This window comes from Nocardia miyunensis NBRC 108239 (assembly GCF_001613065.1).
GTDB lineage: Bacteria > Actinomycetota > Actinomycetes > Mycobacteriales > Mycobacteriaceae > Nocardia > Nocardia miyunensis.
This window is the reverse complement of the sequence record NZ_BDBQ01000139.1, coordinates 1-22,141: the sequence shown is the minus strand read 5'-3', so window position 1 is coordinate 22,141 and position 22,141 is coordinate 1. Positions and strand designations below refer to the sequence as shown.

General features: G+C 68.6%; 17 protein-coding genes and 1 pseudogene. 14 read left to right on the top strand and 4 right to left on the bottom strand.

Annotated elements, in window-relative coordinates:
* The 8 genes from NM2_RS44755 to NM2_RS44720 all read left to right on the top strand — a co-directional run.
* The coding region (locus tag NM2_RS44755; protein ID WP_157121911.1) for a molybdopterin dinucleotide binding domain-containing protein at positions 1-678 on the top strand (678 nt) is incomplete at its 5' end.
* A 66-nt stretch (positions 679-744) separates the two neighbouring features.
* Positions 745-2,553 (top strand): NADH-quinone oxidoreductase subunit NuoH, encoded by a 1,809-nt coding sequence (gene nuoH, locus NM2_RS44750; RefSeq protein ID WP_067683275.1) that lies wholly within the window; start codon positions 745-747, stop codon positions 2,551-2,553.
* Between the two features lie 187 nt (positions 2,554-2,740).
* Positions 2,741-3,571 (top strand): NADH-quinone oxidoreductase subunit J, encoded by an 831-nt coding sequence (locus tag NM2_RS44745; protein WP_067683273.1) that lies wholly within the window; start codon positions 2,741-2,743, stop codon positions 3,569-3,571.
* A 16-nt stretch (positions 3,572-3,587) separates the two neighbouring features.
* Positions 3,588-3,887, top strand: coding sequence for an NADH-quinone oxidoreductase subunit NuoK (gene nuoK / locus NM2_RS44740; protein ID WP_067683270.1), 300 nt, complete (start codon positions 3,588-3,590; stop codon positions 3,885-3,887).
* Position 3,888: 1 nt separating this feature from the next.
* Positions 3,889-5,781, top strand: coding sequence for an NADH-quinone oxidoreductase subunit L (gene nuoL / locus NM2_RS44735; RefSeq protein WP_067683268.1), 1,893 nt, complete (start codon positions 3,889-3,891; stop codon positions 5,779-5,781).
* A 64-nt stretch (positions 5,782-5,845) separates the two neighbouring features.
* The gene (locus tag NM2_RS44730) at positions 5,846-7,519 is read left to right on the top strand and encodes an NADH-quinone oxidoreductase subunit M (RefSeq protein WP_084532288.1); all 1,674 of its coding nucleotides are present in this window, start codon (positions 5,846-5,848) and stop codon (positions 7,517-7,519) included.
* Positions 7,516-9,141, top strand: coding sequence for an NADH-quinone oxidoreductase subunit NuoN (nuoN, locus tag NM2_RS44725; protein WP_067683266.1), 1,626 nt, complete (start codon positions 7,516-7,518; stop codon positions 9,139-9,141). Before NM2_RS44730 ends, nuoN begins: the two co-directional genes overlap by 4 nt.
* A gap of 90 nt (positions 9,142-9,231) precedes the next feature.
* The gene (locus NM2_RS44720; protein WP_067683264.1) at positions 9,232-9,591 is read left to right on the top strand and encodes a VOC family protein; all 360 of its coding nucleotides are present in this window, start codon (positions 9,232-9,234) and stop codon (positions 9,589-9,591) included.
* A 138-nt stretch (positions 9,592-9,729) separates the two neighbouring features.
* On the opposite strand, the gene NM2_RS49910 is transcribed toward NM2_RS44720, so the two are convergent.
* On the bottom strand, positions 9,730-9,876 hold the full coding sequence (locus NM2_RS49910; protein ID WP_157121908.1) for a hypothetical protein: 147 nt from the start codon (positions 9,874-9,876) through the stop codon (positions 9,730-9,732).
* A gap of 166 nt (positions 9,877-10,042) precedes the next feature.
* On the opposite strand from NM2_RS49910, the gene NM2_RS44715 reads away from it, so the two are divergent.
* The 4 genes from NM2_RS44715 (at position 10,043) to NM2_RS44700 (ending at position 14,624) form a co-directional block, all read left to right on the top strand.
* Entirely contained in the window at positions 10,043-10,894 is an 852-nt protein-coding gene (locus NM2_RS44715; protein WP_067683262.1) for an alpha/beta fold hydrolase, read from the top strand.
* A 39-nt stretch (positions 10,895-10,933) separates the two neighbouring features.
* The gene (locus NM2_RS44710) at positions 10,934-12,955 is read left to right on the top strand and encodes a hypothetical protein (protein WP_157121905.1); all 2,022 of its coding nucleotides are present in this window, start codon (positions 10,934-10,936) and stop codon (positions 12,953-12,955) included.
* A gap of 217 nt (positions 12,956-13,172) precedes the next feature.
* Positions 13,173-14,330 carry a PAT1 family protein gene (locus NM2_RS44705; protein WP_157121902.1) on the top strand — a complete coding sequence of 386 codons (1,158 nt, stop codon included), beginning with the start codon at positions 13,173-13,175 and terminating at the stop codon, positions 14,328-14,330.
* A 9-nt stretch (positions 14,331-14,339) separates the two neighbouring features.
* Entirely contained in the window at positions 14,340-14,624 is a 285-nt protein-coding gene (locus tag NM2_RS44700; RefSeq protein ID WP_084532286.1) for a nitroreductase family deazaflavin-dependent oxidoreductase, read from the top strand.
* Positions 14,625-15,123: 499 nt separating this feature from the next.
* Here NM2_RS44700 and NM2_RS44695 read toward each other — a convergent pair whose 3' ends face one another.
* Positions 15,124-16,077, bottom strand: coding sequence for a recombinase family protein (locus NM2_RS44695; RefSeq protein WP_218026120.1), 954 nt, complete (start codon positions 16,075-16,077; stop codon positions 15,124-15,126).
* 288 nt (positions 16,078-16,365) lie between these two features.
* Here NM2_RS44695 and NM2_RS44690 point away from each other — a divergent pair, with 288 nt between their 5' ends.
* Positions 16,366-16,800, top strand: coding sequence for a hypothetical protein (locus NM2_RS44690; RefSeq protein WP_067683253.1), 435 nt, complete (start codon positions 16,366-16,368; stop codon positions 16,798-16,800).
* Positions 16,801-16,906: 106 nt separating this feature from the next.
* Here NM2_RS44690 and NM2_RS53235 read toward each other — a convergent pair.
* Positions 16,907-19,900: pseudogene (locus NM2_RS53235) on the bottom strand (Tn3 family transposase).
* A gap of 235 nt (positions 19,901-20,135) precedes the next feature.
* Here NM2_RS53235 and NM2_RS44680 point away from each other — a divergent pair.
* Complete coding sequence (locus tag NM2_RS44680) at positions 20,136-21,584, top strand: ArnT family glycosyltransferase (RefSeq protein ID WP_281182843.1); 1,449 nt, start codon at positions 20,136-20,138, stop codon at positions 21,582-21,584.
* Positions 21,585-21,589: 5 nt separating this feature from the next.
* Here NM2_RS44680 and NM2_RS44675 read toward each other — a convergent pair.
* On the bottom strand, positions 21,590-22,141 hold a 552-nt coding region (locus NM2_RS44675), incomplete at its 5' end, for an erythromycin esterase family protein (RefSeq protein WP_174575757.1).

Genomic DNA, 22,141 nt, shown 5'->3' with positions numbered 1-22,141 from the left:
GCCATCGACGCCGCCCGCTTCGTCGTGGCCCTGGAACTGTGCAGCAGCGACGTCACCGACCGCGCCGACGTCGTCTTCCCGGTCGCGACCGCCATGGAGAAGGCGGGCACCTTCCTGACCTGGGAGGGCCGCAGCCGCGAATTCGACGCCGCCCTCGCCGATCCCACCGTCCGCCGCCAGACCGCCCAGCCGGCCGATCACCGCGTCCTGCACGCCATCGCCGAGGAGATGGGCATCCCGCTCGGCCTGCCCGATATCGCTTCGGCCCGTGCGGAATTGGCGAGCCTGGGCACCTGGGACGGTCCACCGGCCACCGGCCCGGACACGATGCCCGAACCGGTCCCCGCGGCCAAACCCGGGACCGCCGTGCTGGCCGGCTGGCGCATGCTGCTCGATGCGGGCCGCATGCAGGACGGCGAGGCGAACCTGGCCGGGACCGCACGGCCCCCGGTGGTGCGCCTGTCGCACGACACCGCGGCCGCGATCGGCGCAAGCACCGGCGATCCGGTGCATGTGAGCAACGATCACGGCCACCTCACCCTGCCCCTGGCGGTGACCGACATGCCCGACCGGGTCGTGTGGCTGCCGCTGAACTCGCCGGGTTCGGCGGTGTACGAGAACCTCATGGTCACTCCCGGCCATCTGGTGCGGATCCGACGGGAGGACCACCGTGAGTGAGTTCGCGACACCACGCATCCGCGCGATGACGGAAATGTCCCGCCCGACCGTCGAGGAGGTCCGGTCGTGACCGACCTGAACGCATTCGGCCACGACCCGTGGTGGCTGGTGATCGTGAAATGCGTCGCGATCTTCATCTTCCTGCTGTTGATCCCGATGCTGGGCGTCTACGTGGAACGCAAGATCGTCGCGTTCATGCAGATGCGCGTGGGCCCGAACCGGGTCGGCCCGAACGGCACCCTGCAATCCATCGCCGACGGGGTCAAGATGCTCCTCAAGGAGGACATCGTCCCGACGATCGTGGACAAGCCGATATTCATTCTGGCGCCGGTTATTTCGCTGATTCCGGCGGTGATGGCGTTCGCGGTGATGCCGTTCGGGCCGGAAGTCTCGATCTTCGGCACCCGCACCCCGCTGCAACTGACCGATATGCCCGTCGGGGTGCTGTACATCCTGGCCATGGCCTCGGTCGGCGTCTACGGTATCGTGCTGGCCGGCTGGGCATCCGGGTCGACCTATCCGCTGCTGGGCGGGCTGCGCTCGACCGCGCAGGTGATCTCCTACGAGATCGCCATGGCCGCCTGTTTCGCGGCGGTGTTCCTGCTGACCGGCACCATGTCCACCTCCGGCATCGTCGCGCACCAGTTCGGCACCTGGAACGTGTTCCTGCTGCTGCCGGCGTTCGTGATCTACGCGGTATCGATGGTCGGGGAAACCAACCGCGCGCCGTTCGACCTGCCCGAGGCCGAGGGCGAACTCGTCGGCGGCTTCCACACCGAGTACTCCTCGCTCAAGTTCGCGATGTTCATGATGGCCGAGTACATCAACATGGGCACCGTCTCGGCGCTGGCCACCACGCTGTTCTTCGGCGGCTGGCACGCGCCGTTTCCGCTGAACCTGTGGGCGGGAGCGAATTCGGGCTGGTGGCCGCTGCTGTGGTTCACCGCCAAGGTGTGGGTGTTCCTGTTCGTGTTCATCTGGCTGCGCGGCACCCTGCCGCGACTGCGCTACGACCAGTTCATGAACCTGGGCTGGAAGCTGCTCATCCCGGCCTCGCTGCTGTGGGTGATGTGCGTGGCGGTGCTGAAAGTGTTGCAGGACAACGGATATCACGTGCAGACCGTGGGACTGGTCATCGGCGGCATCGTGCTGACGCTGCTACTGCTCGCGGCGGTGGTCCGCGCCGGGCTGCGCGGCAACAACCGGCCCGCGCCTACCGAATCCGCGTCCCCGGCAACGGAATACGCCGGATTCCCGGTCCCGCCGATGCCCGCCTCCCCCGCACCGCGCGGCTCGAAACCCGGTCTGCTCGAACCGTTCGGCGGTTTCGCGGTCACCTTCCTGACCATGTTCAAAAAGCCCAACACCGAGTTCTACCCGGAGGTCAAGGAACCCACCGCACCCCGCTACCACGGCCGACACCAGCTCAACCGCCACCCGGACGGGCTGGAGAAATGCATCGGCTGCGAACTGTGCGCGTGGGCGTGCCCGGCCGACGCGATCTACGTCGAGGGCGCCGACAACACCGAGAGCGAACGCTTCTCCCCCGGTGAACGGTACGGGCGCGTCTACCAGATCAACTACCTGCGCTGCATCGGCTGCGGACTGTGCATCGAGGCGTGCCCCACCCGCGCGCTGACGATGACCAACGAATACGAACTCGCCGACGACAACCGCGCCGACCTGATCTACGAGAAGGACCGGCTGCTGGCCCCGCTGGAACCGAGCATGACCCTCCCGCCGCACGCCATGGTCCCCGGCACCACCGAACAGGACTACTACCTGGGCAACATCGACGTCCTGGGAAGCCTTGCCGCAGGCCAGGATCCGAATCAGGCAGCCGCGGCCGCCGGTGCGGAAGGAGCCCTGCGATGACTACCGCCTCGCACCCGGACCGACCCCGCAGGACCTCCGGCCGGACCCATCAGAGCCACCGGAGATCCCGCACCGCCGCATTCCCGCATCAGCGTGACCGCGACGTCCTCGCCGCGCCGAACGTCGGACCCGAAGGAGGTTCGCGATGATACCTATTGCGACACAACTGGTTTCGTCCACCCAGCAGATGCCGCTGGCCGCGCACGCGGTGCGCGCTTCCACCGGTGAGGCGGTGCTGTTCTGGGTGCTGGCCGTGGTCGCGGTCGCCGGCGCGATCGGCATGGTGTGCGCGCGCAAGGCCGTGCATGCCGCGATGTGCCTGGCGGGCACCATGATCACCCTGTCGGTGTTCTACATCGCCGAGAACGCGCTGTTCCTGGGTGTGGTGCAGATCGTGGTCTACACCGGCGCGGTGATGATGCTGTTCCTGTTCGTGCTGATGCTCGTCGGCGTGGACTCCTCGGAATCGTTGCGCGAGACCCTGCGCGGGCACCGGATCGCGGTCCTGGTCGTCGGGATCGGCTTCGGTCTGATCCTCATCGCCGCGATCGACCGTGGCGTGCGCGATCATTCGGTCGCGCGCCCCGGACCGGGCTTCGGCCAGGACACCATCGGCGCACTGGCCGAACTGATCTTCGTGCGTTACGTATGGGCGTTCGAACTCACCGGCGCGCTGCTGATCACCGCCACGATCGGCGCGATGGTGCTCGCCCACCGCGAACGGTTCGGGCCGCGCACCGACCAGCGCGAGATGTCCGAACGTCGTGTGCGCCAAGGCGATCGGGTCACCCCGCTGCCCACTCCGGGCGTGTACGCCCGGCACAACGCGGTCGACGTCCCCGCGCGCCTGCCCGATGGCTCGTTCGCCGAACTGTCGGTCAGCACCATCCTGCGCCACCGCCGCCACCGCGCGAACACCGAGGCCGCGGTCATCGGCGTGGGCCTCACCGATTCCGACGACAACGGCCGGTCCGGAACCCGCGACGGCTCCGGCGACGACGACCCCACGCACGGCTGACCAGAAAGGCTCTGCGGTGAATCCGGACAACTACCTGTACCTCTCGGCGCTGCTGTTCACCATCGGCGCGGCCGGAGTCCTGGTGCGGCGCAACGCGATCGTGGTGTTCATGTGCATCGAGCTGATGCTCAACGCGGTGAACCTCGCGTTCGTCACCTTCGCCCGCGAACGCGGCAATCTCGACGGTCACGTGTTCGCCTTCTTCACGATGGTCGTGGCCGCGGCCGAGGTCGTCATCGGCCTGGCCATCATCATGACCATCTTCCGCGCCCGCCGCTCGACCTCGGTCGACGACGCCAACCTGCTGAAGTACTGATATGGACACCACGCAGATGATGCTGTGGCTCCTGCCGACGATCCCGCTGGCCGGTGCGGTGATCCTGCTGCTGGCCGGCCGTGCGAGCAATGCCTGGGGACATTGGCTCGGCGTGCTGGCCGCACTCGGCTCCTTCGCGATCGCGGTGTGGGCCTTCACCGATATGCTCGGCCGCTCCGATGCCACCCGCGCGATCCACCACGACCTGTTCACCTGGGTGCCCGCGGCCGGACTACAGGTGAACTTCACCCTGCAACTGGACCAGCTCTCGATCTGCTTCGCCCTGCTGATCACCGGGGTCGGATCGCTGATCCACCTGTACTCGGTCGGCTACATGGCGCACGATCCGGGGCGGCGGCGGTTCTTCGCCTACCTGAACCTGTTCCTGGCCGCGATGCTGGTGCTGGTCATGGCGGGCAACTACCTGGTGCTGTATCTGGGCTGGGAGGGCGTGGGCCTGGCGTCCTATCTGCTGATCGGGTTCTGGTACCACAAGCCTTCGGCCGCGACCGCGGCGAAGAAGGCCTTCGTGGTCAACCGGGTCGGCGATATGGGCCTGGCGACCGCGTTGTTCGTCATGTTCGCCACCTTCGGCTCACTCGATTTCGGGCAGGTGTTCGCCGGTGCGCCGCATGCCGGACAGGGCACGCTCACCGCGATCGGGCTGTTGCTGCTGCTGGGCGCGTGCGGTAAATCCGCGCAGGTGCCGCTGCAGTCCTGGCTCGGGGACGCGATGGAGGGCCCGACGCCGGTCTCGGCGCTGATCCACGCCGCGACCATGGTGACCGCCGGGGTATACCTGATCGCCCGCTCGAACGCCATCTTCGACCTCGCGCCCGGCGCCCGCGCGGGCGTGCTGATCGTGGGCGCGGTGACGTTGCTGTTCGGCGCGATCATCGGCTGCGCCAAGGACGACATCAAGAAGGCCCTGGCCGCCTCGACCATGAGCCAGATCGGCTACATGGTGCTGGCCGCGGGCCTGGGCCCGGCCGGATACGCGGTGGCGATCATGCATCTGCTCACGCACGGATTCTTCAAGGCCGGACTGTTCCTCGGCGCGGGATCGGTGATGCACGCGATGAACGACGAAACCGATATGCGCCGCTACGGCGGCCTGCGCGCGCTCATGCCGATCACGTTCGTCACCTTCGGGCTCGGATATCTGGCCATCATCGGGGTGCCGCCGTTCGCCGGATTCTTCTCCAAGGACCGCATCATCGAGGCCGCCTTCGGATACGGCGGCGCGAGCGGAGTCACCCTCGGCGTCGCGGCGCTGCTGGGTGCGGGGATCACCGCGTTCTACATGACCCGGGTGATGCTGCTGACCTTCTTCGGGAAACGTCGCTGGCGGCCCGACACGCATCCGCACGAATCGCCCGTCTCGATGACCGGCCCGATGATCGTGCTGGCACTGGGCTCGGTGTTCTCCGGCGGGGTGTTCTTCTTCGGGTCCTCGCTGCAGAACTGGCTCGGACCCGTTGTCGGACAGGAACATGCCGAAGCCGGCATGCCCTCCTGGGTGGTCACGGCACTCGCGCTGCTGGTCGTCGCGGCCGGTGTGGCGCTCGCGTACCGCCAGTACGGGCAACAGCCCGTCCCCGAGACCGCACCGGCGCAGGTGTCCGCACTCACCGTCGCCGCGCGCCGCGACCTGTACGGCGACGCGGTCAACGAGGCCGCGTTCATGCGACCGGGCGCTCGCCTGACCCGCTCGCTGGTCTTCCTCGACACCCGGGGCATCGACGGTCTGGTCAACTCCACGGCGACGGTCATCGGCGCGGTCTCCACCCGGATCCGCCGCGTGCAAACCGGATTCGTGCGCTCCTACGCGCTGTCCATGCTCACCGGCGCGGCCCTGGTGGTCGCGGCGTTGCTGGTGGTGAGTTTCCTATGAGCGCGCTGTCCATGTTCACCCGTGCGGCCCCGATGGTCGCCGCCCTGCTCACGGTGAGGTCGATGTGAACTATCCCTGGCTGACAACCCTGTGGGTCCTGCCGTTGATCGGCGCAGCGGTCGTGGTGGCGGTGCCGCGGGCCCGGCGGACCGCGGCGCGGGCCACCGGGCTGGTGGTGGCGGTGGCCACGCTGGTGATCGCGATCGTGATCGCGGCGCGGTTCACCCCCGGCGGGCCGCAGTATCAGATGGTCGAATCACACCGGTGGATACCGGCTTTCGGCGCGGGGTACACACTCGGCCTCGACGGCATCGCGCTCGCGCTGGTGTTGCTGACCACCGGGCTGGTGCCGCTGCTGATCCTGGCCGGCTGGCGTGATGAGGACGAGGTCGGCGGCGGGCGGCGCGTGGCGCACATCTACGTGGCGCTGACGCTGGTGGTCGAGTCGATGGTGCTGGTGTCCTTCGTCTCGCTGGACATCCTGCTGTTCTACGTGTTCTTCGAGGTCATGCTGATCCCGATGTACTTCCTGATCGGCGGATTCGGGCCACACGGCGCGAATGCCGAACTGCGCCGGGCACGTTCGCACGCGGCGGTGAAGTTCCTGCTGTACAACCTGTTCGGAGGACTGATCATGCTCGCGGCGGTGATCGGGCTCTACGTGCTCACCGCGCGGCAGCGTCTGGGCGGCGCCGGCGGGACCTTCGATTTCCGGGCCGTGGTCCAGGCGGCGGCGACCGGACACCTGGGCGCGGGGCCCGCGGTGCTCAACGCACTGTTCCTGGGATTCATGTTCGCGTTCGCGGTCAAGGCGCCGCTGTGGCCGCTGCACACCTGGCTGCCCGGCGCGGCGGTCTCGGCGACCCCGTCCAGTGCGGTGCTGATGATGGCGGTGGTCGACAAGGTCGGCACCTTCGGCATGCTGCGGTACTGCCTGCTGCTGTTCCCGCACGCCTCGAAAACCTATGCGCCGCTGATCAGCGTGCTGGCCGTGGTCGGCATCGTATACGGCGCGGTCGTGGCGATCGGGCAGCGCGATGTGATGCGCCTGATCGCCTACACCTCGATCTCGCACTTCGGTTTCATCATCCTGGGCATCTTCGCCATGACCAACCAGAGCGGTTCGGGCGCAACGCTTTACATGGTCAACCACGGCATCTCCACCGCAGCGCTGTTCCTGATCGCCGGATTCCTGGTCTCACGCAGGGGAACCCGGCTCATCGCCGAATTCGGCGGGGTGCAGAAGGTCGCGCCGATCCTGGCCGGTACGTTCCTGATCGCCGGACTGGCCACGTTGTCGCTGCCCGGCCTCGCGCCGTTCGTCAGCGAATTCCTGGTCCTGGTGGGCACATTCACCCGGTACCCGGTCGCGGCGGTCTTCGCGGCCAGCGCGCTGGTGCTCGCCGCGCTCTATGTGCTGTGGATGTACCAGCGGATGATGACCGGCCCGGTCAAGGAGGGCAACGAGCGGCTGCGGGATCTGCTGCCGCGTGAACTCGTGGTGGTGGTACCGCTCATCGCGGCGCTGCTGTTCCTGGGCGCGTACCCGAAACCGCTGCTGGACCGCATAAATCCGGCCGTCGCGGGGACCCTCAGCACGATCGGCGCACACGATCCCGCGCCCGCGGCGCCGCAGGCCGCATCCGAGCACAGTCGATCTGCCGGAGGTCCCCGGGCGTCCGGGGCGGCGCCCGCCGCCACCGGCCCGGCCTCTGCGAACGGAGGTATACACCCGTGAGTTCCCTTCTCGCCGCGTCGATTCCGGCCCCCTCGATCGAATACCGTGACCTGTCGCCGATGCTCATCGTGTTCGGCGTCGCCGTCGTGGCGGTGCTGGTGGAGGCGTTCGCGCCGCGCTCGTGGCGCTACGTGCTGCAACTGCTGCTGGGCGCGGCCGGACTCGTGGTCGCCCTGGTCATGGTGATCGGGCTCGCGGGCACGCACAGCACCGCCATGGTCGGCGCGGTCGCGATCGACAACGTGACCCTCGTGCTGCAGGGCACGATCCTGGTGACCGCCCTGTTCGGGCTGGCGCTGATGGCCGAACGCGGCATCGAACCCCGCCTGGGCCGCGCCCACCGCGAGGGTCCGGGAACCTGGAGCCGCACCGCCGCCCTGGCCGCCGGAGCCCGGGTGCCGGTGGACGCGTTCACTCCGCAGGCCTCCGCGACGCCGGGCAGTTCCGACGAGATCGCCGCCGCGCGTGCGGGAATCACCACCACCGAGGTGTTCCCGCTCGCGCTGTTCGCCGTCGGCGGGCTCATGCTGTTCCCGGCGTCCAACGATCTGCTCACCGCGTTCGTGGCGCTCGAGGTGCTCTCGCTGCCGCTGTATCTGCTGTGCGGGCTCGCGCGCCGCCGCAGGCTGCTCTCGCAGGAGGCGGCGCTGAAGTACTTCCTGCTGGGCGCGTTCTCCTCCGCGTTCTTCCTGTACGGGATGGCGCTGCTGTACGGCTACGCCGGAACCGTGCGGTTCTCGGGTATCGCCGACGCGCTGACCCGGGATTCGGGCTCGAAAACCCTTGCTGTGCTGGGACTCGCGATGCTCGCGGTCGGGCTGCTGTTCAAGATCGGCGCGGTGCCGTTCCAGGCGTGGGTGCCCGATGTGTACCAGGGCGCGCCGACCTCGGTGACCGCGTTCATGGCCGCGGGCACCAAGATCGCCGCGGTGGGTGCGCTGCTGCGCGTGCTGATGGTGGCGGTGCCGGGTCTGGGCGCGACGTGGCGGCCGATCCTGGCCGCGGTCGCGGTGGCCACGATGGCGGTCGGCGCGGTCATGGCGATCACCCAGACCGACGTCAAACGCGTGCTCGCCTACTCCTCGGTCGCGCATGCCGGGTTCATCCTGGTCGCGCTCGTCGCGGCGAACAGCGAGGGCGTGTCCTCGGTGCTGTTCTATCTGATCGCCTACGGGCTCAGCACGACCGGCGCGTTCGCGGTGGTGACGATGGTGCGCGACCGGGTCGGCGACGAGGCGACCGCGATGTCGGCGTGGGCCGGTCTGGGCCGCCAATCCCCGTGGCTGGCCTCGATTTTCGCGCTGTTCCTGCTCTCGTTCGCGGGGATCCCGCTCACCAGCGGATTCGTGAGCAAGTTCGCGGTATTCCAGGCCGCAGCCACCGGCGGGTACTCGTGGCTGGTGATCGTCGGCGTGGTGTGCAGCGCGATCGCGGCCTACTTCTACATTCGCGTCATCGTGCTGATGTTCTTCACCGATCCGCCCGAGGACGCCCCGCAGATCGTGGCCCCGCCGATCACCAGCACGGTCGTCGCGCTCACCGCGGCGGCGACCCTGGTCCTGGGCATCCTGCCGCAGTCGGTCCTCGATATAGCCAACCGCGCAACACAATTCGTGCACTGACCGCACTTGCTCGCGCCTCGGAGCCAGCCGTCCGGGGCGCGAGCCGGTGCGCACTGCCTCGACTCCCCGATTCGGCGATAGCATGGACGCATGATCACCGGCGCGCACACCATCGTCTACGCGGCCGATCCCGATGCCGCGCGCAACTTCTTCCGCGACGTTCTCGGCCTGGCGCACGTGGATGCCGGGAACGGCTGGCTGATCTTCCGATCACCCCCGGCCGAGCTGGCGGTCCATCCAGCCGAGGGCCCCGACAGCGGCCGCTGCGAGCTGTACCTGATGTGCGACGACCTCGCCGCGACCGTCGAGGAGTTGCGGGCCCGGGGCGTGGAATTCACCAGTGACACGACTCGCGAACGCTGGGGCCTGCGCACCACCCTGATCGTCCCGGGCGCCGGGGAGATCGGCCTCTACGAACCGACTCACGAAATCGCGCACAGCATCGAGTGATGCACGCTGGGGTCCGCAACCTCCGGACCTGGTCGACCGGCCGTCAAGGACAAGCCAGAAATGTCGTAAATCGCCTGGGCCGCAGGGCATTACCGACTTCGGGTTCGATCGCTCGGCGTGCCGTGATCGTTGCCCGTTCTACGCATGGATCGGGTACGCGGCCTGGAAGGCCGGCCTCTGGTCCGCGTCCGCGGCGATGCTGTCGAGTTCGTCGTCCTCCGGCAGATCTTTCCGGACCGGCCCGGACCGGTGAGACAGGGCCTGTTCCAGCAGAGCCGAAGTCATCCGGCCACGGTAACCGCGCACACGGGGATTCGCCGATCGGTCAGGCAGGACAATTCGCTTGATCCTAATATGATTAGGAAATATCCTAATCATAATATAGCGAGGCTGCCGGATCGACCGGTGCGCCCGCCGCGTGCCGATCTATGACGAAAGACGCAGAGCTGCAATGAAATCCGATACCTTCCCGGTGCCCGGGGCGACCATCTACCATGAGATCCGCGGCGCGGGTCCGGTCCTGCTGATGCTGCCCGGCGGCGGGGGCGACGCGAACGGGGCCGATGAGATGGCCGAGATACTCGCACCGCACGTCACCGTCGTCACGATGGACGCGCGGGGGTATTCGCGCAGCACGTTGGACAGCGGGCGGCCCGAGCAGCAGCACGTGCGGGTGCAGAGCGAGGATGCGTATCTGCTGCTGCGGCATCTCACCGATGAGCCCGCCTATGTCGTGGGCAGCAGCGACGGCGGGATCGTCGGGATGGATCTGCTGGCCCGTCATCCCGAGGTGGTGCGCGGACTCCTCGCGCACGAACCGCCCTGTTTCGCGGTCCTGCCCGATGCCGCCGAACATCGGGCCTTCGTGACGGAAGTCTCCCACCTGGCACGCACCCAGGGCACGGCCGCAGCGTCACGGCGATTCCTCGACGGCATCGGCGGTGCGATGGCCCCGGGCCCCGAGCCGGTCGACCTCACACCGCACCAAGCCGCCATGTGGGCACGACTGGCCGCCAACGCCGCGATCATGATGGTATACGAGTTGTGCGAATTCACCTCGTACATCCCCGATTTCGCGACGCTGGCCACGCTGGCCGATCGGCTCGTCCTCGGAGTGGGCGCGGGTTCGCGGCAGCTGCTGCCCGGGCGCCCGGCCGCGCAGATCGCCGCGCGGCTCGGTATCGAGGTCGCCGAATTCCCGGGCATGCACAACGGGGCGCGCACTCATACGCGGGAATTCACCGCGCGCGTGACCGAGGTCCTGGGGATACAGCGATATGCCACGGGCGGCAGCATCCAATAGGCTACCGGGTGTTCGCGTAGCTACGAGGGAGTTTCACCGATGGACAACCCGCACCCGCCCGGAAATCGGCCCATGTCGGTGGCGCCGGACCCCGGTCGGGTCCGGACGCCGGAGCCGGAACCGCCCCGGGGACGGCGGCATTCACTGGCCGACGTCCTGGCGGCGGTCATGCTGCTGCTGGCCACACTGACCTATCTGGGCAGGTTGGTGTGGGGGCTCTCGCAGCCCGGCTACGAGATCCACGCCCGCGATTTCGGCTCGCTGCTGGCCGCGATCATCGCCATTCCCGCCGGTGTGCTGCTGGTGACCGGGATGAAACCCGCCGTGGGCCGCCTCACCGGCGGACTGGGCGCCGGGGCGATGCTGCTGTTCAACGCGGTGAACCTCACCGGCGGCTCGGTCGACGACGTGATCGGCAAATACGGCACGTGGGCGGCGATTCCGATCGTGGTGACCACCGCGATCGCGATCATCGCACTGTATCGGGCGTCGTGGTCACCCGAGCAGCTGGCCGAAGCCGCGGACCCGCAACGGAATTCCGACGAGGAATTCGTCTCGCGGCAGCGCGAGGAGGAGTTCGACGCACCGCGCTACCAGGACGAATACGCCGCGCAGCCACGTTTCCAGGGCGGCCCCCTGCCCTCGCGCTCCGCGCGCGTGGTCGAGCAGTCCGGCGGTGTGATCGGCGCACCCGACGCCGACGACGAGGAGACGCAGGCTCCCCCGGCGCCGCGCTCGCCGTTCACTGCGCCGCCGCAGCCTCCCGCGGAGCCGCTCTTCGCCGAGCAGTCGCAACCCGAGCCATCCGGGCAGGTCAGGCCCGAGCCCGCGATATCCGAAGCACCGCAGGAGTTTTCGCCGCCCGCCGAGCGCGCGACGACCGAGTATTCCTCGCTGGAACTGCCGGGAATGTCCCTGCCCGAACCGGGTACGCGGACCGGATCGGCCGAGGCGTTCGCACCGGAACCTCCGATGCCGCCGCAGGAGAACGGATCCGAATTCGCCGTGTCCGGACCGGCCGGATCCGCGCCGCGCCCGCAATCCGCACCGACCGGCGCGCCGCAGCCTCCAGCGCCGGAACCCTATGTGCCCGAACGTCTCGCGTCGCAACTCGCCGAACCCGAGCGTGCGACAACGCATTCCGCCGAGGCCGAACCCGCCGCGCGCGGCGCGACGCCGCCGCAGGGGCCATTCGTGGCGGCGCAGACTCCGCCGACCGAACCGTTCGCACAGCCCGATCCGGCGTTGTTCCACGCCGCGACCGACGGCTTTCCCGCTGTGCCGCCGATCGATCCGCCGACGGCCGTACTGCCCCGTCCGGACTTCACAGCGAATCCACAGCAAGCTGCGCCGCCGATGGCCGAAACCCCGCAGCCCGGTCCGGCCGCCGGGCCGCCGCCCGCCGGTCCCGCGAACGTCGAACCCGACCGGAACGACGGTTTCCGCACACCGCCGCCGTTCCCGCCGCACGGGAGCGAGCCGATGCAGCCCGGCCATTTCATCGCGCCGAATGTTCCCGCGCCCGAGACCGCGCCGCTGAACATGGGTCGCCCCAATGTGCCGCAACCGCCCGCGCCGCAACGCCCCGACGTCCCGTCCGGGCCGCCGCGCAACGGGTTCCACGACGGTGCTCCCCCGCATCAGGGCAATCCGCAGCCGAACGGCGGCCCGGTCCACCAGCCGTTCGGACCGCCCCAGAACACGCCGTACGCACCGGATGACGCGCAGCGGAGCTCACTGCGCCTGCCGGGCACCGAGCCCATCCCGGCCCAGTCCGCTCCGCGTCAGCCGGTGCTGCGACAGCCCGGCGGCTTCCTGGCCCCGCCGCCGGTCGATCCCGAACCCGCCGCCCCGGTGTGGCCGCAGCAGCCCGGCCCCGGACAGCCGCATCCGAACGGCGGACGTCCGCAACTGCACGACGTGTCGGCCTCCGAACACTCGGGACCGAGCGATTCGCGGCAAGCACCCACCGAGGACGAAGCACAGTCGCCGATGTATCTCGATCATCGGCAGTCACCGCCCAAACGCCTCGCGCCGCCGCCGTGGGCGCAGGAACGATAACCGAGCGTCGCCGGTCCCGATCGTCCAGCGGTATGCGAGGGGACGGTTCGAGGACGCGGCAGAACAGTTGTGGTGCCAATCCACAGCGGCTCCACTTCGACCGGCCTCCGGTGAGGGGCTCCGCGCTGCGCGGTAATGCTGCCGGACGTGTGCGAACCCTTTAGGCTGAGCGTCGTCTGAATTGAGCATTTGTGCACGACAGCAAGGAGTTTCAGCGATGGCCAACCCGTACCAGCCCGGCCCGGCGCCGATGCCGTCGCCACCGCCCCAGGGTTACGGGTGGCCCGCGCAGCCGGGTATGCCTGTCGTGCAACCGAATTCGCCGTACCCGGGGGCGCGTCCGGCCGCACCGCGGAGTGTGCCGCTGACGGTAGCCGCGGGGCTGACGCTGCTGGCCGTCGTCGTCGGAGTCGTCCGCACATTCGTGTACGAGGGTGACGCCGACTGGATAGCCGACTGGTATGTCTTGACATGGATCATCCTTCTCGGGACCGCGGTGTACGGCGTCGTATCGACACTGATGAACCGCAATCCGACCATGTCCCGCGTCACTGTCGCCCTCGCGTCCGGTATGGCATTCATCGGCCCGTTCAATGTCCTCACCTCGGGCATCCCGAACATCTCCAATTATCCCAAGTACGCCTACAACTTCTGGCTATCGATTCCCTCGGTGTTGCTCGCCCTCGCCGCAATAGTCCTGCTGTACATAGCTTCTCGCTCGAATACATCGCATTCTCCCGCTCGCCCCTGCACCCCCGCACCGCCCGGCTGGCCACAGCAGCCGCGGCCCGTTCCCGCGCAGGCTCCGCAGTGGCCGCAACCTGTGGCGCAGAATCTTCAGCCTCCCACCGGTTTTCATGCCCCGCAGCCGCCCGCCGGATACGCCCCGCAGCCCGTGTACCAGCCTGCCGGTTACCCTCAGCCCGGGTTCGCGCCGCAACCACCGCCGCAGCAGCCATCGGCGCCCCAGCAGCCTGTGTACCCATCACCGCCTCCGCAGCAGCCCCCTTACGGAGCGCCCCAGCTCTCGGCCGCTGATCCGACCATCCTGCGACAGCCTCCAGCTCCGGCCGAGGGCCAGAGGCCGATTCCGCAGCCGCCCAACGCATTCGGGCAGACGCAGGATTCCGGAGCCCAGCCCACCGTCCTGCAACGCCCGGGCGGATTCGGCACTCCCCTGAGCGCCGAGACCCCGTCGACCGCCTCACAGCAGCCGGACACCGCCAAGCCTTCCACCGCGCCGCAGCCGAGCAGCGCTCCGGACGCCCCGTCGACGAGCCAGCCGTCCGTACAGGCGGGTCCGGCTCAGCCGGTCCCACCGCAACCCGGCACGTCCCCGTCCGGGGCACAGCAGCCGCCCTCGGCGCAGCAGTGATTCCCAGGGCTGACTGCCGAACTCCGACTCCTGGTCTCCGGCTTCTGCCGCAACGCCCAGTGGTACCGAAACATCGAGGCCCACCCGAGTGTGCGCGTCTGGACCGGCACCCGACGTGCCCTCCCCGCGACCGCAACCCCGATGACGGACCAGGAGTCCGCCACCGCCCTGGACAACTACGCCCACGAACACCCCCGAGCCTGGAAAAACCTGCGCGCCACCATAGAACGCGCCACCGCCGCCCTCCGATGGTCCTGGTCCACGTCGCGGGGCACCGACCACACACGACGATGACGCCTCGGTTCGGCGCAGCAGCATGTCACCGAGGGAATGCGGCACTGCCACAAGAACTTTCGAATGTTCGTTCCGCCGCCACAGCACACCCGTGATCGTGGTCGCCAGCAGCCCGCGACGACTCCGGGCCCGCAGACCGGGTCATCCCCAGTTCTCCAATACCGCAGACCAGTGCCGCTGTCCGGCCCAATTCGGCGTCTCCATGGGCGGCGACTCCATGCCTGCCATCCGACCGAGGGACGAGGCGTAATCACGGTCTCGGCCATGTGGCGGCGCCATTGCGCCGCCTCCATCGCGATCACGACCGATTCTCCCCGGGGCCGACCGCAGCGGCGCGTCGCGGCGGTGTCATAGGACGCGACCGAGATGTGCGCGCGGAGCGGCGGACCGCCATCAGCGGGACGTGCTGCGAACAGGGGTTCCGGTAGTAATCGCCGAAAATCCAACGAGGTTCGGGGTGTTCGCTGGTAGAGGGCGGGTTCTGCGCTCTGGGTGCTGGTCAGGTCGGGGGTTGTTGGCTGAGGCGGTCGCGGTAGATCCGGTAGGCCTTGCGGTCGGCGGCCGCGGCGCTGTGTGCGAGGGGTTCGGCGGCGGCCAGCAGCGCCTGGTGGACGTGTGGTGGAGCGGTGACGTGCAGGCTGTAGCCCTGGCCTCGCGGTACCTCCCGGCCGTCGCGTAGGGCGTGGCGCTCGGTCCCACCGAGGGCGGCGGTGCGGGCGGCGAGGTGGCGGGCGACCTTGCCCGGCATCTCGATTCGAATCGGGCGGGGTTCGTCGACATCGGCGGGCGCGGGTTGTTCGGAGCGACCGGGCAGCAGGTCGGCCAGTGCGGTGCGGATCGCGACCCGGCTGACGCGGTGTTGCCGGGCAAGGGCGGCGATGCTGGCACCTTCTCGATATTGGTGGCGGACTTGTTCGAGATCCCCGTTCGTGGCGACCTGGGGGCGGCGCCCTGATGTGGCACCTTGGGCCCAGGCGGCGGCCAGGCCCTCGCGGGTGAGTTCGTTTTGCAGGTCGCGCTGGAACTGGCCGACCGATATCAGCACGTTGACCAGCATGGTGGTGGTCGCGTCGGCGGCGGCCAGGTCGGTGATGCCCGACAGCGCGCCCGACAGCACCTGCAGTTTCACCTGATGCCGCTGGCACCAGTCGCGCACGGCGAGGATGTCGGCGAGGTCGCGGCACAGCCGGTACAGCTCGGACACGGTGAGCCGGTCACCGGGGCGCGCGTATCCGGCCAGCCGGCGGAAGCCGTCGCGTTGTAGGGCCGGGATTTTGGAGGAGGTGGCCGGGTCGGCGAACATCCGCACGCCGTGCGCGCCGTCGACCAGACCGGCCTCGGTGAGCAGGTGGGTCTGGCGCACGGTGCTCTGCTCGTCGGTGGAGACCCGCGTGTAGACGAGTTCGGCCATGACCGCGGTGTCCCTTCTCCGGTGCGGTTGCTTTCCGTTCACCGTTCTATCTGTCGTCAAACCCTGTCGTCAATCGGGAACGGACGGCATTGGATCGGGTGTGGCGTTTCCGCACGATCCGCGCGGCCCGGGAGCCGCCCCCCGGCAGCTGTCGTCAAAGGACCATTTAACGACACCAATGGATTGCCGTCCCGCCGTCCGAGATACAGGGGGTGTCGCCGAAATTGTAGGTGCCGAAGTGGCCCATTGCCTCCACCTGGACAGTTGTCTACGCTAGTGTCCAGTGTTGGCGCGTCGTCGTGGCGCGCCACTGCCGGAAAGGACCGACAGATGACCAGGGTTCCGACTCGCGCGGCGCGGTTGGCGCATGCGTCCAAGCACGCCGAGCTCTGGAACGCGGGCCGCAAGGACGAGTGGGTCGCCTCGTGGCGCACGATCATCCCCGCCGGGGTGCGCCTGTTCGACCCGGTGGGCACCGAGGAGAAGACCGGGTTCGAGGCGGCGACCACTCACGGATGGGATCTGTTCCAGCAGCTGCTGAAGATCACCATGTTGACCGTCCAGGTCAACGGCGACGAGATGGCGTGGGTGTGTGAGAACAAGTTCGGCACCGGCGAGGATGTCCTGACCGCTTTCAGCATCGAGACATTCGCCTGGGACGTCGACGGTGATCTGCTGATCAAGACCTACTACCCGATGCCCGAGCATATCGGCGCCGACGACGACCCCTACGCGCATCTCCTCGATGGCGGCGCCTCTCGTTGATGAGAGTGGCATCGGACACCGGTCGCGGCGAGCGCGAGCGTGGGTTCGAGCCCCAGCACCTTTACGCGGGGGACGGTCGAGAGCGGCGGCGGTCCCGCGGGGCCGATCAGAACAACGTGTCGCGCATCCGCAGCGGCCGATAGCCCGTCGGGCCGAGTTGAGCGAGTTCGGCGTCGATGTCGACCTCGATCGCGCCGAAGAAGTTGATGTTCTCGCTGTGCGCCGGGGAGATGTGCGCGAGGACTTCGTCGTCGATCCACCGGCCGGTCCGGCGCATCTGCTCGACCGCGAGCCCGTAATACTCTGTGGTCCAGGCGATGACCGCGTTCGCAGCCAGGGTCAGGCACCAGGCTTGTTCGGTCTGGCCCTCGAGGTGGCGGGCTCGGATCATGCCCTCGTGGGCATACAGCAGGTCGCGGCGTAGCGCGTGCAGTGATTCGCCCTTGTTGAGCTGGCGGGCGATCCTGCGCCGGTAGTCCGGATCCGAGAGGTATTTCGCGGCGTAGATCGTGCGGCGTAGCGCCCCGTACTCCTTGAGCGCCGCGGCCAGGGCGTTCTGCCGGCTGGAGGCCGAGAGCTTGCCGACCAGCAGTGAGGCGGTGGCGTGCCCGAACTTCAGCGACCCGGCCAGGCGCAGCAGATCGTCGTAGTGCTCGGCGATGAGGTCCAGATTCAGCTTGCGAGTCAGCAGCGCTCCCGCGTGCGGGAACCGGGCCTTGGCCTCGGCCCGCGGGCCCAGCCGGTACAGGGTGATCCGGCCCAGGTCCCGGATCCGGGGCGAGAGCTGCAACCCGAGCAGATCGAACAGCCCGAAATTCACCAGCGTCACCCCGTGCGTATCGGTGGCGTGCTCGGTGATCGGCAGATCGGTTGCGTTGCCCAGGATCTCGTCCAGCACGTAGTGGGCCTCGCGTTTCGTCGCGACGATGATCTTCGTGCCGTAGGTGGCGTGCTGATCGGTGACATGGGTGTAGGTGGACAGTCCTTCCTCGGCGAAGTACCGGCTCAACGCTCTGGCGGTGAGGGATTTGCCGCGGGTGGGGAACCGTTGACCGTCGCTGGAGGACAGCGTCCCGGCACCGAATATCGTGGTCAGTGGCAGGGATGATCGCCAGGTTCGCCGCCCGCAGGGTTTCTTCCCGCACGTACCATTCGCTGGTCCAGGACAGGATGTCGTAGGAGATCCCGCACGCCTCGCCCATCCGAGTCAACCCCAGGTTGGTCGAGTGCGCCAGCAACACCGCGATCAGGTTGCGTTTGAGTTCCGGTGTGCGGGACTGCTTTCCGGTCGCGTGAGTGAAGCAGTCCAGGTAGCCGGTGCGTTTGTCCAGCTCGATCAGCAGCGACACGATCGGCGCGAACGGCAGCATCTCGGTCAGCTCCGCCTTCAACGCCTTGGCTTCCTCGGGTACCTCTTCCGCAGTCAGCGGGGAGATCACCAGCTCCCCGGCCTCATCCAGGCGAACCGGGCCTTCGCCCTCGGACAGCACCGCCTCCAGCTCGCCGACCGCGTCGTGTAGTTCGTCGACCGCGGCCGCGAGGGCTCGGCCGGGATCGGCGGACTTGCCGACCAGGCGGCAGAACTCGGCGCGCTGCGGCTCCCACTGTCCGGGAGTGAGCAGGTAGGCCGCCGGATCGGCGTACCGGCGTGAGCCGGGTACGAAGACATCCCCGCTGCGGAGCCCGTCGCGCAGCGCGAGCAGCACGCACAACTCCCAGTAGTGCCGGTAGGCGGTGACACTGCCGGATTTACGGGCCTCCTCGAGGTAGCCGCGCCACTTCGCGGGCACGAACCCGGTCGGAGCCTCATCGAACACCTTGCGGGCGTTCACAGCGTTCAACTCACGCAGCATGTCGACCGCGATCAGCAGCTCCGTCGCGGCGGTGCCACCGGCGAACCGCACCGCCGAGATCACCGCCGGAGTGAACTGCCGCAGATACGAATACGACGAATTCAAGGCCGCCAGATGCCCGTGATCGCGCGGCAGGCGCGGGCGGGCTGCGCGACTGCTGCCCGCAACCGCTCCCACCCGATACGGTCGCCGCGGACCAGGCCACCGACCTGTTCGTCCGCGATCGCGGGATCGTTGATGATCGCCAGTAGCTCATCGAGCAGCGCTTGCCGGTCTTCCCCGGACTTGCCGCGCTCGGCCAACTGTTGCTGCATCCGGCGTTCGGCCTGCCCGAACTTCGCCGAGATCGCCTGATCGAACAACTGCACCACCTCATCGAGCACATCAGCAGCGGACTGCGCCAGCACCGTCAGCAGAATCGGGTACCGGCGCTGCGGATCCCGGCGCTCGAGGGCTTGGGGAGCCAGCCGGCGGCCTATGGTGGCCAGGAACCGGCGGCGCTCGGCCGGAAGCACCGACATATCCACCCGATTCGCACCCAGCCCGCGCAGGAACCCCAACTTCTCCACCTCGGCCTTCACCGCGGGCGCCGAGGCCTCCACCGGACCGGTCGACAGCCACCGCAATCGCGAGGTCCCCAGCGAGGAATCGGTGACCAGCAGCGCATCCAGCGCCCCACACCGCTCGGGGGTGAACTCATGCGCCAGCCGATCGTAGGTCTCGGTCTGCGCCTGCTGGCGGGCGTGGGCAACCCGCTCCACGAGCGTGACCGGGCCAGGCCGGATCACCCGCGCCGAGATCAGATACTCGCACGCGAGCCGGAACAGCAGCGTCGGCGAATCATGCTCCATCGCCCGCGCGAGCAGGAACTCATCCAGCTCCTTCATCTCCATCGCCCCGCCCGGCCGCCAGCCCAGATACTGCGCGGCCAGTCGTACGTGCTCGCTGCGCGTCTGCGCCCGGCGACCATACGAACGCAGTTGCGCCGCATCGACATTCAACTGCCCAGCCAGTCGCGCGACCGCCACCGGCGGCGCGGCGGCCACATTGTCCGGCACGAATCCCAACCACGGCAGACTGCACAGGATCACCGACAACCCCAAACGCACACTCGCCCCACGCCCCTGCGGGGCGACGAACGCCAGATCCGCTGGGGTGAGGGTGAAATACCGGAACAGCTCCTCGCGGGCGCTGACCGCACTTCGCGAGTGCGGATGTCCGGCAGACACAACTAACAGGCGGGGCACGGCAGTGTGTGCCTGAAAGCCGTTCGCCCGCAGCTCATCACCTTTCCGATCAGCCCGGCTCGCTCATACGCACAGGTGCGGATGTCCGTTGCGGTGTTCCTGATCCCCAGGGATGAGGTGTGCGGGGTGATGTGGTCCCGCGGTCGCATCGCGGGTATGCGCGGCGGGTGATGTGCGGGGGTGTTCGGGCGGGGCAGGATCGGGGCACGGCAGGTTCGCGCTAGGAGGTCCGGCGGTGCAGCTCACGATGCGGTCCGAGACCCGTGTCCCGGCTGTGCCCGCGGTCGCCGGATGGGCGGTGGGCGCGGTCGCGGGTGTGGTGGGTGTGGTTCATCTGGTGTGCAGTGTTCGCGGTGGTTACTGGTTCGACGAGGCGTACATGGTGGCGATCGGGCGGTACCACCTGGCGTGGGGGTCGGCGGATCAGCCGCCGCTGGCTCCGGCGCTGGCGGGTGCGCTGGATTGGCTGGGCCCGGGTTCGCTTGTGCTGCTGCGGCTTCCGGCGGTGCTGGCGACCTCGGCGGCGGTCGTGGTGGCGGCGCTGATCGCGCGGGAGTTCGGCGGTGACCGGCGCGCGCAACTGCTCACCGCCGGGGCGCAGGCGACCGCGCTGTGGGCGAATCTGGTCGGGCACTGGCTCACCCCGTACACGCTCGAACCGGTGCAGTGGCTGACCCTGATCTGGCTGCTGGTGCGGTGGGTCCGGACCCGGCAGGATCGGTTGCTGCTCGCGATCGGCGTGGTTGCCGGAGTGGCCGCGGAGACGAAATTCCAGGTGCTGCTGTTGTGTGCGGTATTGCTCGCTGCCGCGGCGGTATTCGGCCCGCGTGAGCTGCTGCGTCGCCCGCTGCTGTGGGCCGGGGCCGGTATCGGTGTGCTGATCGCCGCGCCGACGCTGCTGTGGCAGGCGCACCACGACTGGCCGCAGTTGCGGATGGGTTCGGTGGTCGCCTCGGAGGCCGAGGCGCTCTACGGGGGACGTCCCGGTGTGACGTTATCGCTGATCACGGTCAGCGGCGTGGCCGGAACGGTGTTGGCGCTGTACGGATTGTGGCGGCTGCTGCGGGCTCCGGAGCTGCGTCCGTATCGCTTCGTGGGGGTGAGCGCCATCGTGCTGTTCGTCTTCTTCGTCGTCACGGTCGGGCGGCCCTACTATCTGGACGGCATCTACGGTCCGCTGTGCGCCGCGGGCGCGCTGGGATTCCAGCAGCGCCGGTCGGCCGGTGGCCGCCTGGGGTGCGTGGTGGGGCCCGCGTACGCGATCAGCGCCGCCGCGGCGGTGGGAATCGTGGTGATATCCACCTCGGCGGCCGAACCCGATGCGGCACAGACGATCGCGCGGCGAGCCGCGACGGCCTATCACGATCTGCCGGAGCAGGATCGCCGCGACACGATCGTGATGGGCCAGTCGTACATCGTCGCCGCGTACATCGATGTGTACTCGCACGCCGGGCTTGCTCCCGCGTACAGCAGCAATCGCGCGTACGGATATTTCCCCGCCCCACCGGATTCCGCGCGCAGCGTGCTGTACATCGGTTCGCAGATCGATGAGCTGCGCGGTCGTTTCGACCAGTGCCGCACGATGATCGGGGACGAGTCGAGTCAGAAGGTGTGGTGGTGTACGGGCCCTCACGAGTCGTGGGCGCAATTGTGGCCGCGGCTGCGGCATCTGGGCATGACCTGATCCCGCTACCAGTAACGGTATTGCTTCACGTCGATGCCGGTGAGCAGGATCAGTGCGTCGGCGGCCTCGACATCGGACGGCTGAAGCGGAATATGGCCGGGCACAAGGGGTTCGGCGGACTCGAGCCCGTCGGGGAGCGTGGCACGCAGATCCGGTGCCGGAAACAAGGTGCGGCCGGTGGCGGCCTGGGCCAGCAGGCCCTGCAGGGTGTGCGGATCGCTGGATTCGGCGGCGTCGGTGGTCACGACCAGATAGCGATCACCGAGCGCCGATCCGACCAGGGCGCCGGCGCTGCCCCAGCTCACCCCGCCGCAGTCCGCGGACATCAGGGACCGTGCGCGTTGGAGATGCGCATTGTGCGCGAAGATCAGACTCGGGCCGCAGCGGTGTTCCCGGGCCAGGATCGCGCACAGGTTCTCGGCCATCATCTCCGCGCGCACACTGCCCAGGTTCGCGATGCGATCGGGTGCGGGAGTGGCCATCACCGCGTGGTAGCGCAGTAGCCCCTGCGCGGCGCGGGCGTGCGCCACGACCCGGTCGTGGCGCAGCGGGTCGGC